At 66.6% G+C, this 19903-nt stretch carries 21 protein-coding genes and 2 pseudogenes; 21 read left to right on the forward strand and 2 right to left on the reverse strand.

Going from position 1 to position 19903, the window contains the following annotated elements:
* Window positions 1-164: 164 nt before the first annotated feature.
* The 20 genes from parA to QU44_RS06635 all read left to right on the forward strand — a co-directional run bounded on the left by parA (window position 165) and on the right by QU44_RS06635 (window position 17744).
* Window positions 165-803 (forward strand): ParA family partition ATPase, encoded by a 639-nt coding sequence (parA, locus tag QU44_RS06540; protein ID WP_033921057.1) that lies wholly within the window; start codon window positions 165-167, stop codon window positions 801-803.
* A complete protein-coding gene (locus QU44_RS06545) occupies window positions 800-1054 on the forward strand; it encodes a hypothetical protein (RefSeq protein WP_033921059.1) in 255 nt (84 codons plus the stop codon). The genes parA and QU44_RS06545 overlap by 4 nt, the downstream gene beginning before the upstream one ends.
* The gene (locus QU44_RS06550; protein WP_033921060.1) at window positions 1051-1560 is read left to right on the forward strand and encodes a DUF2840 domain-containing protein; all 510 of its coding nucleotides are present in this window, start codon (window positions 1051-1053) and stop codon (window positions 1558-1560) included. The genes QU44_RS06545 and QU44_RS06550 overlap by 4 nt, the downstream gene beginning before the upstream one ends.
* Window positions 1557-2102, forward strand: coding sequence for a S26 family signal peptidase (locus QU44_RS06555; RefSeq protein WP_033921061.1), 546 nt, complete (start codon window positions 1557-1559; stop codon window positions 2100-2102). The genes QU44_RS06550 and QU44_RS06555 overlap by 4 nt, the downstream gene beginning before the upstream one ends.
* 35 nt (window positions 2103-2137) lie before the next feature.
* Complete coding sequence (locus tag QU44_RS06560; protein WP_033921062.1) at window positions 2138-2476, forward strand: DUF736 domain-containing protein; 339 nt, start codon at window positions 2138-2140, stop codon at window positions 2474-2476.
* 4 nt (window positions 2477-2480) lie between these two features.
* Window positions 2481-3269, forward strand: a complete 789-nt coding sequence (locus tag QU44_RS06565; protein WP_081987898.1) for a lytic transglycosylase domain-containing protein — start codon at window positions 2481-2483, stop codon at window positions 3267-3269.
* A 250-nt stretch (window positions 3270-3519) separates the two neighbouring features.
* Window positions 3520-5283: a relaxase/mobilization nuclease domain-containing protein gene (locus tag QU44_RS06570; protein ID WP_033921063.1), complete on the forward strand. Its 1764-nt coding sequence runs from the start codon at window positions 3520-3522 to the stop codon at window positions 5281-5283.
* A 143-nt stretch (window positions 5284-5426) separates the two neighbouring features.
* Complete coding sequence (locus QU44_RS06575; RefSeq protein WP_033921064.1) at window positions 5427-7415, forward strand: conjugal transfer protein TraG; 1989 nt, start codon at window positions 5427-5429, stop codon at window positions 7413-7415.
* 9 nt (window positions 7416-7424) lie between these two features.
* Window positions 7425-7871: a CopG family transcriptional regulator gene (locus QU44_RS06580; RefSeq protein ID WP_033921065.1), complete on the forward strand. Its 447-nt coding sequence runs from the start codon at window positions 7425-7427 to the stop codon at window positions 7869-7871.
* Between the two features lie 220 nt (window positions 7872-8091).
* Window positions 8092-9027: a P-type conjugative transfer ATPase TrbB gene (gene trbB, locus QU44_RS06585; protein ID WP_443018079.1), complete on the forward strand. Its 936-nt coding sequence runs from the start codon at window positions 8092-8094 to the stop codon at window positions 9025-9027.
* Window positions 9024-9356: a TrbC/VirB2 family protein gene (locus QU44_RS06590; protein WP_033921067.1), complete on the forward strand. Its 333-nt coding sequence runs from the start codon at window positions 9024-9026 to the stop codon at window positions 9354-9356. Before trbB ends, QU44_RS06590 begins: the two co-directional genes overlap by 4 nt.
* A complete protein-coding gene (locus QU44_RS06595; RefSeq protein WP_033921068.1) occupies window positions 9356-9619 on the forward strand; it encodes a VirB3 family type IV secretion system protein in 264 nt (87 codons plus the stop codon). The genes QU44_RS06590 and QU44_RS06595 overlap by 1 nt, the downstream gene beginning before the upstream one ends.
* A gap of 11 nt (window positions 9620-9630) precedes the next feature.
* The gene (gene trbE, locus QU44_RS06600) at window positions 9631-12090 is read left to right on the forward strand and encodes a conjugal transfer protein TrbE (protein ID WP_033921069.1); all 2460 of its coding nucleotides are present in this window, start codon (window positions 9631-9633) and stop codon (window positions 12088-12090) included.
* Window positions 12087-12848 (forward strand): P-type conjugative transfer protein TrbJ, encoded by a 762-nt coding sequence (gene trbJ, locus QU44_RS06605; RefSeq protein ID WP_033921070.1) that lies wholly within the window; start codon window positions 12087-12089, stop codon window positions 12846-12848. The genes trbE and trbJ overlap by 4 nt, the downstream gene beginning before the upstream one ends.
* Window positions 12849-12856: 8 nt before the next feature.
* On the forward strand, window positions 12857-13207 hold the full coding sequence (gene trbK-alt / locus QU44_RS06610; RefSeq protein ID WP_033921071.1) for a putative entry exclusion protein TrbK-alt: 351 nt from the start codon (window positions 12857-12859) through the stop codon (window positions 13205-13207).
* 4 nt (window positions 13208-13211) lie between these two features.
* Window positions 13212-14558, forward strand: coding sequence for a P-type conjugative transfer protein TrbL (trbL, locus tag QU44_RS06615; protein WP_033921072.1), 1347 nt, complete (start codon window positions 13212-13214; stop codon window positions 14556-14558).
* Window positions 14558-15241 carry a conjugal transfer protein TrbF gene (trbF, locus tag QU44_RS06620; RefSeq protein ID WP_033921073.1) on the forward strand — a complete coding sequence of 228 codons (684 nt, stop codon included), beginning with the start codon at window positions 14558-14560 and terminating at the stop codon, window positions 15239-15241. The genes trbL and trbF overlap by 1 nt, the downstream gene beginning before the upstream one ends.
* Entirely contained in the window at window positions 15238-16293 is a 1056-nt protein-coding gene (gene trbG, locus QU44_RS06625; protein ID WP_081987891.1) for a P-type conjugative transfer protein TrbG, read from the forward strand. Before trbF ends, trbG begins: the two co-directional genes overlap by 4 nt.
* A 68-nt stretch (window positions 16294-16361) precedes the next feature.
* A complete protein-coding gene (locus tag QU44_RS06630; RefSeq protein WP_081987899.1) occupies window positions 16362-17498 on the forward strand; it encodes a TrbI/VirB10 family protein in 1137 nt (378 codons plus the stop codon).
* 3 nt (window positions 17499-17501) lie between these two features.
* Complete coding sequence (locus QU44_RS06635; RefSeq protein ID WP_033921075.1) at window positions 17502-17744, forward strand: DUF2274 domain-containing protein; 243 nt, start codon at window positions 17502-17504, stop codon at window positions 17742-17744.
* Here QU44_RS06635 and QU44_RS06640 read toward each other — a convergent pair.
* Window positions 17717-18616 (reverse strand): LysR family transcriptional regulator, encoded by a 900-nt coding sequence (locus QU44_RS06640; RefSeq protein WP_197054267.1) that lies wholly within the window; start codon window positions 18614-18616, stop codon window positions 17717-17719. The genes QU44_RS06635 and QU44_RS06640 overlap by 28 nt on opposite strands.
* A gap of 547 nt (window positions 18617-19163) precedes the next feature.
* On the opposite strand from QU44_RS06640, the pseudogene QU44_RS17720 reads away from it, so the two are divergent.
* Window positions 19164-19683: pseudogene (locus QU44_RS17720) on the forward strand (IS630 family transposase); the annotation flags it as partial.
* Here the strand turns inward: QU44_RS17720 and QU44_RS18180 are convergent.
* Window positions 19683-19769 (reverse strand): annotated as a pseudogene (locus QU44_RS18180) (IS5/IS1182 family transposase); the annotation flags it as partial. The pseudogenes QU44_RS17720 and QU44_RS18180 overlap by 1 nt on opposite strands.
* Window positions 19770-19903: the final 134 nt, after the last annotated feature.

Genomic DNA, 19903 nt, shown 5'->3' on the forward strand with positions numbered 1-19903 from the left:
CCATCGGGAACCGGTTCCTCGTGCTATCAGGAACCGGAATCTGGCCTAACCCATTGGCGTCGCGCGATAATCGGCGACTCTAACCTATCTAACTCAGAATCTAACCTTTTCTGTAGAGGCGCGGCGGTCTGTGGAAAACCCCGCTCCGAGCGGGGAAGCGCGTCATGATCGTCGCGCTCCTCAACCAGAAAGGTGGCGTCGGCAAGACCACCCTGGCGTTGCACCTCGCCGGTCAATGGGCTCGGCAAGGCAAGCGTGTCACGCTGATCGACGCGGACCCGCAGGGCTCAGCGCTGGACTGGTCCGAGCAGCGCAGCCGTGAAGGGCTGCCGAGGCTGTTCGGCGTCCTCGGCCTCGCCCGCGACACACTGCACCGGGAAGCGCCCGAGCTTGCCCGTGATGTCGACCACATCGTCATCGACGGGCCGCCGCGTGTCGCCGGGCTGATGCGGTCGGCGCTCCTCGCTGCCGATCTGGTGCTGATCCCGGCTCAACCATCTCCGTTCGACGGCTGGGCGTCGGGCGAGATGCTGAAGCTGATCGAGGAAGCACGCATCTTCCGTCCCCAGCTCATTGCTCGCTTCGTGCTGAACCGCTGCGGCGCACGCACCGTCATCGCCCGCGAGACGGCCGAGACACTCGCCGATCACGATCCACCATTGCTTGCCGCGACCATCGGCCAGCGCGTCGCCTTCGCGGATACGGCACGCACCGGCCGGCTGGTCTCCGACCTCGACGCGGACAGTCCCGCCACGCGCGAGATCGCCGCGCTCGCCGCCGAGATCGGGAGGATCATCCGATGACCGGCCGCGATCCCAAGCGCGGCTTCGCGTCCCGTCCCAGCGATGCCGAGAGCTGGGTGAAAGCGCCCCCGTCGTCGACGGCGAGCCGCACGAGCGCCGACGCTTTTACCGCGCGCCTGACGGTCGACATCACCTCCGAGCTGCGTGGCCGCATCAAGGTCGCAGCCTTCCGGCGAGGGATCACCGTCGCCGACATGCTGCGCGACCTCCTTTCCCGGACCTTTCCCGACACCGATGGAGGCACGCCATGATCGGCAGCACACCGCTCGGTCGCCCGCACGTTCATGGCGCAGCGACCACCCTGACCCACGTCGAACTGACCTGGTACGAGAAACGCATCGAGCACTGGATACGCTTCGGTCGTTTCGCCGAGGAGAAAATCCTCGATCGCCGCCGGCGCATCGTCAGCTTCGTACCGGATAGCATCTTCGCATTCGTCCGCTGGGCGTCGAACGACTTCGGCACAGTCATCTCGCGGATCGACATCGTGCGGGCCGTCGCGCCGGGCGAACCCTATGCGACGCTGCCTTTCGTCCGGCCCGGCGGCGATATCCTGCTGCGCATCGACGGCTGGCCCAAGGTCGAGCGGGTGCTCCAAGCGATCGACGCCGTGGAGGCCCTCGACGTCGACCCGATCGAGGCCGCGCCGGATCACTGGCGGCACGTCCACAACCGTCTGACCGCTGGTCACGAACCGCGCCCCTACACAGCCGAACGCCATAGCGCCTGGCTATTGCGCCGGAGGGCCGAGCAATGACGCGCTTCGCATGGGTCATGTCGACCTATTTCGCCACGATGGGCGTCGCGGTCTCGGCTTTCGTGGACCTGCCCAAAAAACTCATCTGGAACGTCACCGCCAGCGCGCCGATCGGGCTCTATGCCGTGCAGCCGCCAGACGGAATCGAGATCACAGATCTTGCCGTCGTAGCGCCGCCCGAACCGGTCGCGAGTTTCCTTGAGGCTGGCGGCTACGTCCCGCGCGGCGTGCCTCTGATGAAGCGGGTTCTGGCGCTTGCGGGGCAGAAAGTCTGCCGGGAAAACCTCCTCGTCACGGTCGACGGCATTGCCATGGGCACGGCGCGCGAACGCGACAGCCATGGCCGTGATCTGCCCGTCTGGCAGGGCTGTCGGACCATCGCCGAGGGTGAGGTTTTCCTCATGAACTGGCAGTCGGCCGACAGCCTCGACGGGCGCTATTTCGGCCCGCTTCCGGCCAAGTCGATCGTCGGCCGAGCGACACCGCTCTGGACCGACGAGGAAGGCGACGACCGTTTCGAGTGGCTGGCGCCCACCCGCTGATTTCCCACCCACAACCATCCGATCGGAGAACCATCATGGCGCATATCGGCAGCTTCACGCGCACCACCGACGGCTATTCGGGGCGCTTGCGGACCCTCTCGCTCGACGTCGAACTCACCCTCGTCCCGGCCGATAAGACCGATGCCGAGAAGGCCCCGGATTACCGCATATACATCGGCGAAGATGGGGATGGCGCAGAGGTCGGCGCCGGTTGGAAACGCACCGGCGAGAAAGCTGGCGCCTATGTGTCGTTGCTGATCGACGATCCCGCTTTCCCGCAGCCGATCCACGCCAATCTGTTCCAGGCCGATGCTGATGGATCAAGCTTCCATCTGCTGTGGAACCGCCCATCTCGCCGTGACGATCGGGCGTGATGTCATGCGAACCGATCAACCTCTCGTCCTGCATTTCCGCCACCCATTCGGAGACAGGTCGTGCATCCGCATCGTGACCTTTGCCGCGCTTGTCGTTGCGGTGATCAGCGGGCCGCTGGCGACGGCGTCTGCGTCACCGGCCCACGCTCAAAGCGCCCCCGCGACTGTCGCGAATCCCGCCGATCTCTATGCGGTCCATATCGCCGAGGCCGCGCGACGCTTCAGCATTCCGGCGTCATGGATACGCGCCGTCATGCGTGTCGAAAGCGCGGGCGATGTACGGGCCGTGTCGTCAGCCGGTGCGGTGGGCCTGATGCAGATCATGCCGCAGACCTGGGCCGATCTTCGTGTCCGCCATGGTCTCGGGGCCGATCCTTATGACCCGCGCGACAATATCCTGGCGGGTACGGCCTATCTCCGCGAGATGCACGACCGCTACGGTTCGCCTGGCTTCCTTGCCGCCTACAATGCCGGACCCGGACGATACGAGGAGCATCTGACGACCGGCCGGGCGTTGCCCGCCGAGACGCGGGCCTATGTTGCGGCGCTGGCTCCGTTGATCGGCGACCAACCGGCCGATGGCGCTGTCGTAGCGGTCGCCGAACCGCAAGCCTGGACCCGCGCGCCGCTGTTCATCGCACGGGCCGAAAGCGCGCCGACTGCCGATCAACCATCGCCCGACGTGCAGCCGGATCGCAGGCAAACCGGCCGTTCTGTCGTCGATCTTTCGGCCATCGCGCCCCAATCGGACGGTCTGTTCGTGCGGCGTACCGGTGCGGGAGAGCCACAGTGACCAGGGGCGCAATCCTTCGCAGCTTGTCGTGGATGATCGCATTTCAGGGTGTGGGACCGGTGTGGCAGGGAAGCGCGACAACAGGACGGCGAGATAAAAGCGGCTCTCCGGTCGCCATCCAAGTCATTGACATGACTTGTCTTTCTCCGTGCCGGACGGTCGGGTCGCGTGCCGCTCGCAGGCAGGACATCAATGTTTTCAACGATCTTTCCGGCACTGCCCGTCCATTCTTGCCATCGGACTGGCGGTGATGAACGACAGCGGCGAGGATTTCCGCGTCCGTCCAGGACGCATCCGCAGCAAGAGCGGCGGCAAGCCCAAGAGCTTCATCAATCAAGTGCTGCGCGCCGCGAAGAAGGCCGGGCATACAGCGTCGCATGCAGGCAGCGGCAAGCGCTCGTCCGGTCTTGGCCGTTCGACCTTTGGGCGAGGCCGCATCGCCTTCAGCCGCAATCGCCTGTTCTCTGCCAGCCGTCGCGTCGTCGTGAAGGCGCGGATCGCGCGTCACCAGGGTCGCGCCTTCCGCTCCGCGCCGCTCTCGGCGCATCTGTCCTATCTGAAGCGCGAGGGCGTCACCCGCGACGGTGAGAAGGCTCGGATGTTCGACGCCGACGATGACCGCGCCGATGACGCTGGCTTCGCCGAGCGCGCGAAGGACGACCGGCATCATTTCCGCTTCATCATCTCGCCCGAGGACGCCAGTGAGATGACGGACCTCAAGGCGTTCACACGCGACCTTGCCAGGCAGATGGAGACGGACCTCGGCACGCGGCTCGACTGGGTCGCCGTCGATCACTGGAACACCGACAATCCTCACGTCCACCTGCTGGTGCGCGGCGTCGATCAGGACGGAAAAGACCTGGTGATCTCCCGCGACTATATCAGTCGCGGCCTGCGTTCTCGTGCCGAGGAACTGGTCTCGATCGAACTCGGCCCCAAGCCAGAGCGTGAAGTGCGTTCCGCCCTCGAACGGGAGGTGGGCGCCGAGCGCTGGACGCGCCTCGACCTGGAGATCCGCATTGCCGCCGACGAAACCGGCTATATCGACCTGAGACCGGAGAGCCCCGGCGCGGGCGATGCGGAATCTCGCCGGCTGATGATCGGCCGGTTGCAGAAGCTGGAGCGCATGGGGCTCGCCGCTCCGGCCGGACCCGGAGAATGGATGGTCGGCCTGGAAGCGGAGCGAAGCCTCCGCGACCTCGGCCTGCGCGGCGACATCATCAAGACCATGCACCGCGCCCTCACCGAGCGGGGCCAGGACCGGGCCTTCGGCGACTATGTGATCGAGATCGGCACGGGGGCTTCGCCGATCGTCGGCAGGCTGGTGGACAAGGGCCTCCATGACGAGCTGACCGGCGAGGCCTATGCCGTGATCGACGGCACGGACGGGCGCGCGCACCACGTCCGCTTCCGCGGCGTCGAGGCCTTCGAGCATTCACCGCCCGTCGGCGGCATCGTCGAGGTGCGCCGCTTCGGCGGCGCCGACGATGGCCGACCGACGCTCGTGCTGGCCGGACGGTCGGACATCGACCTTGTCGCCCAGGTGACGGCGCCCGGCGCGACCTGGCTCGATCACCGGCTGGTGGAGCGCGAGCCGACGCCGCTTTCCATGGGCGGTTTCGGGCGCGAGGTGCGGGACGCGATGACGGCCCGCGCTGACCATCTCGCCGACGAAGGGCTCGCCCGCCGGCAAGGGCAACGCATCATCCTGCAGCGCGACCTGCTCAACACGCTGCGCCGGCGCGAGCTGGATGCGGTCGGGACGAAGCTCTCGGCCGAGACGAGGCTGCCCTACGCTCAATCGGCGGCCGGCGAGCATGTCGCCGGCACCTATCGTCAACGGCTGACGCTGTCGTCGGGTCGCTTCGCCATGATCGACAACGGCCTCGGCTTCCAGCTCGTGCCGTGGTCGCCGCCGTTGGAGAAGCAACTGGGTCGCCATGTCGCCGGCGTTGCCAAAGATGGTGGCGACATCGAGTGGGGCTTTGGACGGAAACGAGGGCTCGGTCTGTAGGGCCGTTGGCGACCTTGCATTCCCGCAACGTACCTGTCTTTGCGCGCAGGAGCCGCCGATCCTTCGACCACCGTTGCCGACGCCTTGTAACAGACAGGACCCGACACCGACCTTGACGGTATTTGCTGTTGAGGAAACCCGTCTTGTCCGCCACCAAAATCCTCTGGGGCCAGATTACAGTTGTCTTCCTGATCGTGCTTTCCACGACCTGGGGCGCGACCCAATGGACGGCATGGCAGCTTGGCTTTCAGCCGCAGCTCGGCGTGCCGTGGTTCGAGCTCGCGGGGATGCCAGTCTACTATCCGCCAGCCTTCTTCTGGTGGTGGTTCTCTTACGACGCCTATGCGCCGCACATTTTCGTGCAAGGCGCCTACATCGCCGCGTCAGGCGGCTTCATCTCGATCGCCGTCGCGATTCTCATGTCGGTCTGGCGTGCCCGAGAAGCCAAGAACGTCGAAACCTATGGCTCCGCGCGCTGGGCGACGCCGGCCGAGGTGAAGGGCGCTGGCTTGCTCGGCCCGGACGGCGTGGTGCTCGGCAAGCTGGAGCGGGACTATCTGCGCCATAACGGCCCCGAGCATGTGATGTGCTTCGCGCCGACCCGTTCGGGCAAGGGCGTTGGCCTGGTGGTCCCGTCGCTGCTGACCTGGCCCGGCTCGGCCATCGTCCACGACATCAAGGGCGAGAACTGGGGCCTGACCGCGGGTTTCCGCGCCCGGCACGGCCGCGTGCTGCTGTTCGATCCGACCAACACCGCGTCGGCCGCCTACAATCCGCTGCTGGAGGTCCGCCGGGGTGAATGGGAGGTCCGCGACGTCCAGAACGTCGCTGACGTGCTGGTCGACCCGGAAGGCTCGCTCGAACGGCGGAACCATTGGGAGAAGACCAGCCATTCGCTGCTGGTCGGGGCGATCCTCCATGTCCTCTACGCCGAACCGGACAAGACGCTGGCCGGCGTTGCCGGTTTCCTCTCCGATCCCAAACGACCGATCGAGACCACGCTGCAGGCGATGATGACGACGCCTCATCTTGGTGAAGCCGGGCCGCATCCGGTCGTGGCCTCGACCGCGCGCGAGCTGCTGAACAAATCCGACAACGAACGCTCGGGCGTGCTCTCCACCGCCATGTCGTTTCTCGGGCTCTATCGTGATCCGGTCGTCGCCCAGGTCACGCGGCGCTGTGACTGGCGCATCACCGATCTGATCGATGGCGATCGGCCGGCGACGCTCTACCTCGTGGTGCCGCCGTCGGACATCAGCCGCACCAAGCCGCTGATCCGGCTGGTGCTCAATCAGATCGGACGACGCCTGACCGAGGATCTGCACGCGAAGAACCGGCGCCATCGCGTGCTCTTGATGCTCGATGAGTTTCCCGCGCTCGGCCGGCTCGACTTCTTCGAGTCCGCGCTCGCCTTCATGGCGGGCTACGGCCTGAAGGCGTTCCTGATAGCGCAGTCGCTCAATCAGATCGAGAAAGCCTATGGCGCCAACAACTCGATCCTCGACAACTGCCATGTCCGGGTGAGCTTCGCCACCAACGATGAGCGCACCGCCAAGCGCGTCTCGGATGCGCTGGGCACCGCGACCGAGATGAAGGCGATGAAGAACTATGCGGGCCACCGGCTGTCGCCTTGGCTCGGCCATCTGATGGTTTCCCGCTCGGAGACCGCGCGGCCGCTTCTGACCCCCGGCGAGGTGATGCAACTCCCACCGGCCGACGAGATCGTCATGATCGCGGGTGTCCCGCCGATCCGGGCGAAGAAGGCTCGCTATTTCGAAGACAGGCGTCTGACCGAACGGGTTCTGCCCCCTCCGGAACTTGTGACGAAACAGGCTGCGTCGAAGCCGGACAGTTGGTCGGCGATCACTCCGCAGAAACCTTCGGCCGAGCTGGTTGCCGAGGCCAAGCAGGCCGAGAAGGATGCCGCCAATAGCGGTCTGCGTCGGGAACCCGAACTTCCCGATCATGTGGCGATCGTGAAGGAAACCACCGAGCCACGTCCGCACGAGGAATTCGCGGTGATCGACGACGAGCCGGAGGACACCGTCCGCCAGGCGCGGCTTCTTCGCCAGCAAGCGCGCGGCATCGCCCGTCAGGTGTCGATGGATCCCGGCGACGGCATCGAGATGTAAGGGACAGCCATGCGTGACCGGATGAATGTCTATTTTCCGCCGGCAATGCTGAAGCAGATCGCCGATCTCGCCGACCGCAAAGGGCTGTCGCGTTCGGCGATCGTCGAGGCGGCCGTGGCGTCCTTCCTGTCGCCCGATGGCGCCGACCGCCGCGAGGCCGCCTTCACCCGTCGTCTCGACCGCCTGTCCCGGCAGGTTCAGCGGTTGGAGCGCAATGTCGGCGTCTCCACCGAAACGTTGGCGCTGTTTGTCCGTTTCTGGCTGACCATCACGCCACCACTGCCGAGCGACGCTCAAGCGGCAGCTCAAGCCAAAGGTCGGGAGCGTTATGAAGGTTTCATCGAGACATTGGGACGACGGCTGCAGAAGGGCCAGAGCCTGCTGCATGAGATCCCTGAAGATGTCGGGGCGAAGATGCCGCCGGAAGCCGAGGACGATTCGCCGAAGGAAAGCTGAAAGCAGCATCTCTTGCTGCGCTCTCAAAACGGCCGTTCCGCCGTTCTCCTGTCTTTCTACGCCAGCGCGCTACTACGCCCTTGACCTTCTTGCGCCGGCCCCATTGCTGCCTCTTCTAATCATCCCCGATCCAGGGCCGCTCATCTTGCAGCCCCAATAGACGGGGACGACAGTGGCGGTTTCTCACCGGCAATCCGAGGCGGTTTCACGCGGGGCGCGCATGCTGCGTACCGCGCTCGGCCCCGCCATCGCCGGGTTTCTGGAAGACCCCAAAGTCGTCGAGGTGATGCTCAACCCCGACGGACGGCTCTGGATCGACCGGCTGTCGGAAGGCCTGTCCGATACGGGCGAGCGCCTGTCGCCGGCCGACGGGGAGCGCATCGTCCGCCTCGTCGCCCATCATGTCGGCGCCGAGGTCCATGCCGGCGCTCCGCGCGTCTCGGCCGAACTGCCCGAGACGGGAGAGCGGTTCGAGGGGCTTCTGCCGCCCGTCGTGGCCGCGCCGGCCTTCGCGATCCGTAAGCCCGCCGTCGCCGTGTTCACGCTCGATGACTACGTCGCGGCCGGAATCATGGCGGAGACCCAAGCCGCCGTACTGCGGTCGGCCGTGGCGTCGCGCCAGAACATCCTCGTCGCCGGCGGCACCTCCACCGGCAAGACCACGCTCACCAACGCGCTGCTGGCCGAAGTCGCCAAGACCGGCGACCGCGTGGTGCTGATCGAGGATACGCGCGAGCTGCAATGCGCCGCGCCCAACCTCGTGGCGCTGCGCACCAAGGACGGTGTCGCCTCGCTGTCCGATCTTGTTCGCTCCTCGCTGCGCCTGCGCCCCGATCGCATTCCGATCGGCGAGGTGCGCGGAGGTGAAGCTCTCGATCTCCTCAAAGCCTGGGGCACCGGCCATCCGGGCGGCGTCGGCACGATCCACGCGGGCGCCGCACTTGGCGCCCTGCGGCGGATGGAACAGCTCATCCAGGAAGCCGTCGTCACCGTCCCGCGCGCCCTGATCGCCGAGACCATCGACCTCGTCGCGGTCCTCGCCGGACGCGGTTCCGCGCGACGGCTCGTCGAACTCGCCCGCGTCGAAGGGCTCGGCCCGGACGGTGACTACGCCCTTTCCCCCGCAACCCCCGACCATCGAGGAGACCAGCCATGAACCGCCATGCCTCAAGCATCCGCCGTCACGTCGCCACGGCCGTTGCCGCGACCTTCGTGACGCTTGCCCTTGCGCCCGCCGCTTACGCCGCCGGCTCTTCCATGCCTTGGGAAGCACCGCTGCAATCGATCCTCGAATCCATCGAAGGCCCGGTCGCCAAGATCATCGCCGTGATGATCATCATCATCACCGGCCTGACGCTGGCTTTCGGCGACACCTCCGGCGGCGCCCGCAAACTCATCCAGATCGTCTTCGGCCTATCGATCGCCTTCGCCGCTTCGAGCTTCTTCCTGTCGTTCTTCTCGTTCGGCGGCGGGGCGCTGATCTGATGGAGGAGCCAGTCCCCGGATATGTCGCGCCGGTCCATCGCGCGCTGACCGAGCCGATCCTGCTCGGCGGCGCGCCGCGCGCCGTCGCGATCCTCAACGGCACGCTCGCAGCGGCGCTGGGATTGGGGCTCCGGCTCTGGCTGGTCGGCCTGCTGCTCTGGGTCATCGGTCACGCCGCCGCCGTATGGGCGGCCAAGCGCGACCCGATGTTTGTCGATGTTGTGCGCCGCCATCTGCGCATCCCCGGCCATCTCTCCGTCTGAGGCCGACCCCAATGATGAACCTCGCCGAATATCGCCGTCCGACAACACGCCTCGCCGACTTCCTGCCCTGGGCGGCACTCGTCGGCGACGGCGTTGTTCTCAACAAGGACGGCTCGTTCCAGCGTACCGCACGCTTCCGGGGACCGGACCTCGACAGCGCCGTTCCGGCCGAGCTGGTCGCGGTCGCCGGCCGCATCAACAATGCGTTGCGCCGTCTCGGCTCCGGCTGGGCGGTGTTTGTCGAAGCGCAGCGCCATCCCGCCAGTTCCTATCCGGCAAGCCGCTTTCCGGATTCGGCATCGGCGCTGGTCGATACCGAACGCAAAGCCGACTTCGAGGAGGAAGGCGTCCACTTCGAGTCGAGCTACTTCCTCAGCCTGCTCTATCTGCCGCCGGCCGAGGACGCGGCACGCGCCGAACGCTTCCTCTACGAGGGCCGCGAGCGGGCCGAAGGCGCCGACGCGCGCGAGGTGCTGCGAGGCTTCGTCGACCGCACCGATCGCGTCTTGCAGTTGATCGAGGGCTTCATGCCCGAGAGCGCCTGGCTCGATGACGCCGAGACGCTGACCTATCTCCACGCCACCATCTCCACCAAACATCAGCGCGTCCGCGTCCCCGAGGTGCCGATGCACCTCGACGCGCTGTTGGCCGACCAGCCGTTGACCGGCGGCCTTGAGCCCCGTCTGGGGTCCACGCATCTGCGCGTGCTGACCGTCGTCGGCTTCCCGACCGCGACGACACCCGGCATCCTGGACGAGTTGAACCGGCTCGCCTTTCCCTATCGCTGGGCGACGCGGGCGGTGATGCTCGACAAGACCGACGCCACCAAGCTGCTGACCAAGATCCGGCGGCAATGGTTCGCCAAGCGCAAGTCGATCGCCGCCATCCTCAAGGAGGTAATGACCAACGAGTCGTCGGTGCTCCTCGACACCGACGCCCACAACAAGGCGATGGATGCCGACGCGGCGCTTCAGGAACTTGGTCAGGATCTGGTCGGCCAAGCCTATGTGACCGCGACCGTCACGGTCTGGGACGACGATCCGCGCATCGCCAACGAGAAGCTGCGTCTTGTCGAGAAGGTGATCCAGAGCCGCGACTTCACCTGCATGGTGGAGACGGTCAATGCGGTCGAAGCCTGGCTCGGATCGCTGCCCGGCCATGTCTACGCCAATATCCGGCAACCGCCAGTTTCGACGCTGAACCTCGCCCATATGATCCCACTTTCGGCGGTCTGGGCCGGCCCGGCCAGGGACGAACATTTCGACGCGCCGCCGCTGTTCTTCGCCAGAACGGAAGGCTCGACCCCGTTCCGCTTCTCCCTGCATGTCGGCGATGTCGGACACACGTTGGTTGTCGGCCCGACCGGCGCCGGCAAGTCGGTGCTGCTGGCGCTGATGGCCTTGCAATTTCGGCGCTATGCTGGTTCCCAGATCTTCGCGTTCGACTTCGGCGGCTCGATCCGCGCCGCCGCCATCGCCATGGGCGGCGACTGGCATGACCTCGGTGGCGCGCTGTCGGACGATGCGTCTGAACCGGTGGCGCTTCAGCCGCTGGCCCGCATCGACGACGCGGCCGAGCGCGGCTGGGCGGCCGAATGGATCGTCGCGATCCTCGCCAGCGAGAAGATCAGCGTCACGCCCGAGGTGAAGGATCATCTTTGGTCGGCGCTGACCTCTCTGGCCTCGGCTCCCGTCGCCGAGCGGACACTGACCGGCCTGTCGGTGCTGCTGCAATCGCAGAACCTCAAGCGGGCGCTCCAGCCCTATTGCATCGGCGGTCCCTATGGCCGGTTGCTCGACGCCGAGACCGAGCGGCTGGGCGAGGCTTCCGTCCAGGCGTTCGAGACCGAAGGTCTGATCGGCACCGGCGCGGCGCCTGCCGTGCTCGCCTACCTATTCCACCGCATCGAGGGTCGGCTCGACGGCCGTCCGACGCTGCTGATCGTCGATGAGGGCTGGCTCGCGCTCGACGACGAGGGCTTTGCCGGCCAGCTCCGCGAGTGGCTGAAAACCCTGCGCAAGAAGAACGCCAGCGTGATCTTCGCCACCCAGTCGCTCTCCGACATCGACGGCAGCGCCATCGCACCGGCCATCATCGAGAGCTGCCCGACGCGGCTGTTCCTGCCAAACGAGCGGGCGATCGAGCCGCAGATCACCGCCATCTACCGCCGCTTCGGTCTCAACGATCGCCAGATCGAAATCCTGAGCCGGGCGACGCCGAAGCGCGACTACTACTGCCAGTCGCGGCGCGGCAACCGCCTGTTCGAGCTGGGCCTCGGCGATGTCGCGCTCGCCTTCACCGCCACCTCCTCGAAATCCGATCAGGCCGCAATCGAGCGCGTGCTCGCCGACTACGGTCGTGACGCCTTCGTCTCGGCCTGGCTCGCCGAACGCGGCGCGGCCTGGGCCGCGGACCTCATCCCCGATCTCGTCAACCTCATCCCTCAAGCCAGCCGGGAGATCCAGCCATGACCCGTGTCCGCTCGCGCTCGCGCGCGGCGTTTTTCGCCGCCGCCCTCATCGCCACGCCGTTGGCGCTCTCGCCCCTGATGGTTCAGCCCGCCGCGGCGCAATGGATTGTCTACGACCCGACAAACTACGTGCAGAACGTGCTCTCGGCCGCCCGTGCGCTGGAGCAGATCAACAACCAGATCACCTCGCTTCAGAACGAGGCGCAGATGCTGATCAACCAGGCCCGCAATCTGGCGAGCCTGCCTTACTCGTCCCTCCAGCAGCTTCAGCAGTCGGTTCAGCGCACGCAGCAGCTCCTGACCCAGGCGCAGCGCATCGCCTATGACGTTCAGCAGATCGACCAGGCCTTCTCCACCACCTACGGCGCGGCCTCGACGACGGCTTCAGATCAGGGGCTGATCGATGGCGCCAAGCAGCGCTGGCAGACAACGGTGGCGGGGCTGCAGGACGCGATGCGCGTCCAGGCCGGCGTCGTCGGCAATATCGACACCAACCGCACCCAGATGTCGGCGCTGGTCTCCTCCAGCCAGGGCGCGACCGGGGCGCTGCAGGCGACCCAGGCCGGCAACCAGATTCTCGCCCTCCAGGCCCAGCAACTCGCCGACCTCACCGCCGTCGTGGCCGCGCAGGGGCGGGCCCAGAACCTGGAGTCCGCACAGCGCGCCGCGGCCCAGGAACAGGCCCGCGAGCAGCTTCGCCGCTTCCTTGCGCCGGGCACGGGCTACCAGCCGGGCAACGCGAAGATGTTCCAGAATTGAGGCCGGCCATGGACATGAAGATGCTGGCCCGCGTCGGCGCACTGGCCTTCGTGCTGCTCGCGATCCTCGCCACGGCCATCGAGTTCGGCCGGGAGGAGGATGCGCCCTCTTCGCCGCCGCACGCTCCGATCGCGGCGGCCGATCCGCTGCGCGGCGAACTCGTTCGCTGCCAGTTGCTCGGCGAGGCCGGCGTCCGCGATACGGCCTGCCTTCGCGCCTGGGCCGAGAACCGCCGCCGCTTCATGGCGCCGGGCGCCCGGCCCATGGAGCGGCTGCCGCAGGCGGCAGCGCCGACGTCTGCCGACGACGTGGTCCGGAAGGAAACCGCGCCCGCCGCCATCACCCCGGAGAGCGAGTAACGTCATGGGCGGCACCGGCGTCATTGACCGTTTCCTGGAAGTCTTCACCCGCTATATCGATTCCGGGTTCGGCCTGCTCGGCGGTGAAGTCGCCTTTCTCGCCACCACGCTGATCGTCATCGACGTGACGCTCGCCGCCCTGTTCTGGTCTTGGGGCGCCGATGACGACATTCTCGCGCGCCTCGTCAAGAAGACGCTGTTCATCGGCGTCTTCGCTTACATCATCGGCAACTGGAACAATCTCGCCCGCATCGTCTTCGAGAGCTTCACCGGCCTCGGACTGAAAGCGAGCGGCACCGGCTTCAGCGCAACCGATCTCCTCCGCCCGGGCCGCGTCGCCCAGGTCGGCCTCGATGCCGGGCGTCCGATTCTCGAATCCATGTCCGGCCTCATGGGCTACATCGGATTCTTCGAGAATTTCCTTCAGATCGTCGTCCTGCTCTTCGCGTGGGTGATGGTGCTGCTCGCCTTCTTCATCCTCGCCATCCAACTCTTCGTCACCCTGATCGAGTTCAAGCTGACCACGCTCGCCGGCTTCGTGCTGATCCCCTTCGGCCTCTTCGGCAAGACCGCCTTCCTCGCCGAGCGGGTGCTTGGCAATGTTGTCTCCTCCGGCGTCAAGGTGCTGGTGCTCGCCGTCATCATCGGCATCGGCTCGACCCTGTTCGCCGAGTTCACCGCCGGTTTCGGCGGCGCACAACCGACGATCGAGGACGCCATGGCGATCGTGCTGGCGGCGTTGTCGCTGCTCGGCCTCGGCATCTTCGGTCCCGGCATCGCCAATGGTCTGATCTCCGGCGGACCGCAACTCGGCGCCGGCGCGGCGATCGGAACCGGCCTTGCCGCCGGTGGCGTGGTCGCCGCGGGTGCTGCCGGAATGGGAATGGCAGCGGGTGCGGCGGGCGGAGCGCTGGCCGGCGCAGCGCGCGGCGGCGCCGCTCTCGCGGGCGGAGCCTCCACCTCATATGGCATCGCCTCGGCCGGACAACGCGGCGCGGCTGGTGTCGCCGCCGGACTCGGCGGGGTCGCCAAGGCCGGCGCCGGCGCTGCTGTCCAGCCCTTGAAGAGGGCCGCGACCAAGGCGGCTGAATCCATGAGGGACAGCTATCGCGGCGGAGCCAGGGGCGCCGTCGAGGCCACAGGCGGCGCTTTCACCGGCGGCGCGAGCGGCGATGGCGCATCCGCCCCTGCCTCATCCATGACAGCCGCATCCGCTCCGCCCGCCTGGGCGCAGCGCATGAGGCGCTCCCAGACCATCAACCACGGCGCCACCGCCGCCGCCCATGCCGTCCGCTCCGGCGACAGCCATGGCGGCGGGGCTTCCGTCAATCTCGCCGAAAGTGACCGCTGATGTTCAAACGCCCCTCTGTCCGCTACGGCAAGACGCCCGAGCCCGAGACCCCCTATCAGAAGGCCGCCCAGGTCTGGGACGATCGCATCGGCTCGGCCCGCATTCAGGCCAAGAACTGGCGGCTGATGGCCTTCGGCTCGCTGCTTCTCTCGGCGGGGCTTGCTTCCGGCCTGGTCTGGCAGTCCGCCCGCGGGACGATCGTGCCGTGGGTGGTGCAGGTCGATCGCATCGGCGAGGCGCAGGCCGTCGCTCCGGCGCAGGCCGACTATCGGCCCACCGATCCTCAAGTCGCCTGGCATCTGGCCCGCTTCATCGAGCAGGTTCGCTCCATTCCGGCCGATCCCATCATCGTGCGGCAGAACTGGCTGCGCGCTTACGACTTCACCACCGATCGCGGCGCGCTCGCGCTCAACGACTATGCCCGCTCCAACGACCCCTTCACCAAGGTCGGCAAGGTACAGGTCGCCGTCGAGGTGTCGAGCGTCATCCGCGCGTCGCCCGACAGCTTCCGCGTCGCCTGGATCGAACGCCGCTACGAGAACGGGCAGATCGCCGGAACCGAGCGCTGGACCGCCATTCTCACCGTCACCATCCAACAACCGCGTGACGCGGAGCGTCTGCGCAAGAACCCCCTCGGCGTCTTCGTCAACGCCATCAACTGGTCGAAGGAGCTGGGCCAATGAACGCACCGCATCCGTATTCAAGGAGAGCCGTCATTCCGGCTCCGCTGAATCCCGCCTTTGCGGCTTTCCGTAAACCCGGACTTCCGATTCTGCTGGTTTCCGCCATTGCGCTTTCCGCCTGCGCCACCAACAAGCCGCCGCAGATCAGCTATGACGATCCGCAGCCGGCCGTTCTGCAGACCGATCCGCCTGCGCCTGTACAGATCGTGGAACTGCCGAGGCCGTTGCCTCTGCCCGGGCAGTTGAAGCCGGTGGAACCGTCCACCCAAACCCCGGAAGCGCGCGATCCTGCCGTGCGGGTCAACCAGGCCAACGCCGCCGCGCGGGTCCAGCCGGTGCGCGACGGCTTCATCAACGCCGTTCAGGTCTATCCCTTCACGCAGGGCGCGCTCTATCAGGTCTATACGGCGCCGGGGCAGATCACCGATATCGCCCTTCAGCCGGGCGAGCTGCTTGTCGGCTCCGGCCCGGTCGCCGCCGGCGACACGGTGCGCTGGATCATCGGCGATACCGAGAGCGGGGCGGGAGCCACTCGGCAGATCCACATCCTGGTGAAACCCACGCGGGCGGACCTCACCACCAATCTCGTCATCAACACCGACCGCCGCACCTATCACATGGAGCTGCGCTCGACGGCCTCCACCTACATGGCGTCCGTGTCCTGGCAGTATCCGCAGGACCAGCTCATCGCGCTGCGTCGCCAGAACGCCGCCGCGCAAGCCGCAGCTCCGATCGCGAGCGGCGTCGATCTTTCCGCGTTGAACTTCCGTTATGCGATCGAGGGCGACAACCCGCCATGGCGTCCGCTGCGCGCCTTCGACGACGGGCGGCAGGTCTTCATCGGGTTTCCGCGCGGCATCGGCCAGGGCGAGATGCCGCCGCTGTTCGTGATCGGACCGGAAGGCAGCACCTCAGAACTGGTGAACTACCGGGTGCGCGGCAACCACATCGTCGTCGACCGGCTCTTTGCCGCCGCCGAACTTCGCTTCGGCTCGGGTGATCGCCAGCAGCGCGTTCGCATCGTCCGCACCGATGGGAGGCCGGCGTCGTGAGCGACGAACAGAATGAAGACGAAAGGCCGCTGACCGGGAGCGGGTCCAGCGGCGGAAACGAGGCCCCGATGCGGCTCCGGGCCGAGGCCCCGCGCGTCACCCGCCTGTCGCGTAAGGTGCTGGCCGGCCTCGGCGTCATCGCCGGCGTCGGGGTTGGCGGCGCGCTGATCTTCGCTCTGCAGGGACGGCACGATAACGCACCCACCGAGCTGTTCAGCACGGAGAACCGCACCACGGCCGACGGCCTGCAGGGGCTTCCGCGTGACTATGCCGGCGTTCCCCGGCTTGGTCCCCCGCTGCCGGGCGATCTCGGCCGACCGATCGTCAGCGCGCAGGACCGCGGCCAGCCGGTTCCCGCCGCCGGACCACAGCCCGTTCCTGGTGTCAGCGCCGAAGAACAGCGGCGGCTTCAGGAGATCGAGGCGGCCAGGGTCAGCCGGCTGTTCGCCAGCACCGAGACGCGGACGAGCCCATCGGCCCCAGCCACAACCCCTGCTGCCACGCCGGCCGCCATTCCCAACCTCGGGAGCCTCGGCCTGGCGCCGCAGCCAGCGACGCCGACCGCCCAGGATCGCCAGCTCGCTTTCATCAACGCTCCGGTCGATCGCCGCACGGTCGCTCCCGATCGGATCGCCGCGCCGCCTTCGCCCTATGTCGTGCAGGCGGGTGCCGTGATCCCGGCCGCTCTCATCACCGGCATCCGCTCCGACCTGCCAGGCCAGATCACCGCGCAGGTGACCGAAAACGTCTATGACAGCCCCACCGGACGTCTCCTTCTTATCCCGCAGGGAACGCGACTTGTCGGCCAGTACGATAACGGCGTCGGCTTCGGTCAACGGAGGGTGTTGCTGGTCTGGAACCGCCTCATCCTGCCGAACGGCAAATCCATCGTCCTCGAGCGCCAGCCAGGCGCGGACTCCGAAGGCTATGCCGGACTTGAAGACGGCGTCGACTATCATTTGTGGGATCTCGCCAAGGCGGCCGCGCTCTCGACCCTGCTCGGCGTCGGCGCGGAGCTGGCCACCGACGACAGCGACCGCTTGGTCAGCGCCATCCGCGACGGAGCCCAGGACACGATCAACGATGCTGGTCAGCAGATTGTTCGCCGCCAGCTTTCCATCCAGCCGACGCTTACCATCCGGCCAGGCTTTCCCGTCCGCGTGATCGTCACCCGCGATCTCGTGCTCGAACCCTATGGAGGTTGATCCATGGCAAAGCTGAAGCTCGGCGTCATCGCCGACGACAGGCCGGTGAAGCTCACCGTCGAACTTCCCGCCGCCGTCCATCGCGATCTCATCGCCTATGCCGAGGTTCTCGGCCGGGAGACTGGTCAGCCTGTTGGCGAACCGGCCAAGCTGATCGCCCCGATGGTCGAGCGGTTCATGACGACCGACCGCGCCTTCGCGAAAGCGCGGCGGGTCCGTCAGCCGCCGTTGGACGGCAAGGGATAGCGTTCCTCCAACAGCTTGAGGAAGTGCGCCAGCGCCGGATTGTCGTTGTCGCTCTGCCAATAGGCGGCGTAGCTGATCCGGGTCGGACCATTGCCGTCCCGCGCTTCGCGATAGACGACGCCGGTGTAGTTGGCGCCGACGCAGGCCTCGCACATCAGGCTGACGCCGAAGCCCGCGCCCACCAGGCTCTTGATGTTTTCACGAGTGATGTCGTGGCTGACCACCTTGGGCCGGTCGCCGGGCGAAGCGAGCTTTGCCAACAGGATATCCTGGATCTCCGGACCCGGATCGCGCTGGCTCAGCAGGAAGGTCTCGCCCCTGAGATCGGTCCAATAGACGATCTCGTTCGCTGCCAGTGGATGGCCCTCGGGCAGCGCGACCATGATCCGCTCGCTCCACAAGGTCATGGACTTCCCTTCGCGGGCGGTCGGCTCCCCGGTGACGATGGCGATGTCGAGTGTGCCACGCTCCAGACCCGCAAATAGGCACGCCCGCGCTCCCTCGACCGTGCGGATCTCCACCTGCGAAAACCGTCGCGCGTGTTCCATCAAACTGGCGCGCAAGTTCCCCGCCGAGAGCGAGGTATAGAAGCCGATGGCCAGCCGGCCTTCCTCACCACGCCCGGCGGCCTTGGCCGTCGCCATCATGTGGTCAAGCTCTTCGACCAAATGCCGGGAGGTACGCAGTATTTCGTCGCCGGCCGCGGTGAGCCGCACGCCGCCGCTCGACCGCTCGAACACCGCGACACCCAGACTGTCCTCCATCTGGCGAATGCAGCGGCTGAGCGTCGATTGCTTTACGCCAAGCGCGTCAGCCGCGCGGCGAAAGCTGCGGTGATGAGCGGCGGCAACGGCGTAACGCAGATGCTTCAATTCAAGGGGCGCCGCCAGTGATCCGGCCTCCTTCTTGTCGGCCCACGATCAGTTCAGCCGTTGTCTCCTGATGGCGGGAACAAAATGCCCGTGAGAGCCTCAAAGTGTATGTGCCGAATCTGTGGCCATTTCGGGATGATCTATCCTCGCCGGCCGGCGAACCGTCGCGGCTATGCGAATAAGACGTATTTGCGATAAGAGAGTTCCAACGATCGAAAAATATTCTCTCCATAGAGCGTCGCCATACCGGCGGACCGCTCAGGGTCGTCGGCTTTCCAGCCCGGCCTCGGCCAGCGCCAGCCCTTGCCCAGCGGCGACAAACCTTGCGACCAGTCCGAACATCCAGATCATGGTGGTGACCGTTGGAGCCATCAACAAGAACGAGGTCAACAACCTTTACAAGGACCGCCTCTGTCGTCGTGGCGCTCCCGTGAAGAACCTGGCCCATAGTGCCTCCTTCCACTCCTGCGAAAAGACTGCACCATCAAAGCCCGGGATCAAACATGCACGACTTCTTCAAGCGCGGCGGCGTGACGCGCAAAAAAAGACGGCCCACGCCGCCGAGCAGGACCGGCCGGACGTAGCGCGCCGGCGACACGCCTGGTTCGACGGCCAGCCGGACCTCGATCCCGAACGCCTCGTCTTCATCGACGAAAGCGGCATGTCCACCAAGATGGCCCGCCGCTACGGCCGCGCGGCCAGAGGCGAGCGCTGCCGGGCGCCCGTTCCGCACGGGCACTGGAAGACGACGACGTTCGTCGGTGGCCTCACGCTCGGCGGCATCGTCGCACCGATGACCATCGACGGCGCGATGACCGGCGCCGCCTTCCTCGCCGGAGCCTGTCCCCGCGAAGGCGGGGATCGAGCAGGTCCTGGTCCCGACCCTCAGCCCCGGCGACGTCGTCGTCCTCGACAATCTGCCGGCCCACAAGCCGGCCGCCATCCGCGAGGCCATCGAGGCCGCAGGGGCCGTCGTGCTCTTCCTGCCGCCATACAGCCCCGACTTCAACCCGATCGAGCTGGCCTTCTCGAAGATGAAGGCCCTCCTCAGGAAGGCGGCCGCCCGCACAGCCCACTCGCGGTCGGTCAGATCACTTGGAAACCGCAGGCGGTCACGGTTATGCTCAGCACGAGCGATATCGGTCCAGGTCATTGGAAACCCCATTTGATTCAGCAACAAACGGGAATCACAACCTGCTGATATCGCTCAACTACTTTTCAATCGGGCTCTGAGTGCGCAACAATAGTCTTGCGTCGCGACTTGGCGAGGCTCAATGTGATTGGAAC

Source organism: Sphingomonas sp. 37zxx (assembly GCF_000786205.1).
In the GTDB taxonomy this organism is placed as follows: domain Bacteria; phylum Pseudomonadota; class Alphaproteobacteria; order Sphingomonadales; family Sphingomonadaceae; genus Sphingomonas.

Bases quoted from the DNA above. Each gene is read 5' to 3' on its own strand.
- QU44_RS06560 (WP_033921062.1), top strand. From the start codon at position 2,138: ATGGCGCATATCGGCAGCTTCACGCGCACCACCGACGGCTATTCGGGG.
- trbE (WP_033921069.1), top strand. From the start codon at position 9,631: ATGATGAACCTCGCCGAATATCGCCGTCCGACAACACGCCTCGCCGAC.
- QU44_RS06590 (WP_033921067.1), top strand. From the start codon at position 9,024: ATGAACCGCCATGCCTCAAGCATCCGCCGTCACGTCGCCACGGCCGTT.
- QU44_RS06565 (WP_081987898.1), top strand. From the start codon at position 2,481: ATGCGAACCGATCAACCTCTCGTCCTGCATTTCCGCCACCCATTCGGA.
- QU44_RS06555 (WP_033921061.1), top strand. From the start codon at position 1,557: ATGACGCGCTTCGCATGGGTCATGTCGACCTATTTCGCCACGATGGGC.
- trbL (WP_033921072.1), top strand. From the start codon at position 13,212: ATGGGCGGCACCGGCGTCATTGACCGTTTCCTGGAAGTCTTCACCCGC.
- trbK-alt (WP_033921071.1), top strand. From the start codon at position 12,857: ATGGACATGAAGATGCTGGCCCGCGTCGGCGCACTGGCCTTCGTGCTG.
- trbJ (WP_033921070.1), top strand. From the start codon at position 12,087: ATGACCCGTGTCCGCTCGCGCTCGCGCGCGGCGTTTTTCGCCGCCGCC.
- parA (WP_033921057.1), top strand. From the start codon at position 165: ATGATCGTCGCGCTCCTCAACCAGAAAGGTGGCGTCGGCAAGACCACC.
- QU44_RS06580 (WP_033921065.1), top strand. From the start codon at position 7,425: ATGCGTGACCGGATGAATGTCTATTTTCCGCCGGCAATGCTGAAGCAG.
- trbF (WP_033921073.1), top strand. From the start codon at position 14,558: ATGTTCAAACGCCCCTCTGTCCGCTACGGCAAGACGCCCGAGCCCGAG.
- QU44_RS06545 (WP_033921059.1), top strand. From the start codon at position 800: ATGACCGGCCGCGATCCCAAGCGCGGCTTCGCGTCCCGTCCCAGCGAT.
- QU44_RS06635 (WP_033921075.1), top strand. From the start codon at position 17,502: ATGGCAAAGCTGAAGCTCGGCGTCATCGCCGACGACAGGCCGGTGAAG.
- QU44_RS06550 (WP_033921060.1), top strand. From the start codon at position 1,051: ATGATCGGCAGCACACCGCTCGGTCGCCCGCACGTTCATGGCGCAGCG.
- trbB (WP_443018079.1), top strand. From the start codon at position 8,092: ATGCTGCGTACCGCGCTCGGCCCCGCCATCGCCGGGTTTCTGGAAGAC.
- QU44_RS06570 (WP_033921063.1), top strand. From the start codon at position 3,520: ATGAACGACAGCGGCGAGGATTTCCGCGTCCGTCCAGGACGCATCCGC.
- QU44_RS06595 (WP_033921068.1), top strand. From the start codon at position 9,356: ATGGAGGAGCCAGTCCCCGGATATGTCGCGCCGGTCCATCGCGCGCTG.
- trbG (WP_081987891.1), top strand. From the start codon at position 15,238: ATGAACGCACCGCATCCGTATTCAAGGAGAGCCGTCATTCCGGCTCCG.
- QU44_RS06630 (WP_081987899.1), top strand. From the start codon at position 16,362: ATGCGGCTCCGGGCCGAGGCCCCGCGCGTCACCCGCCTGTCGCGTAAG.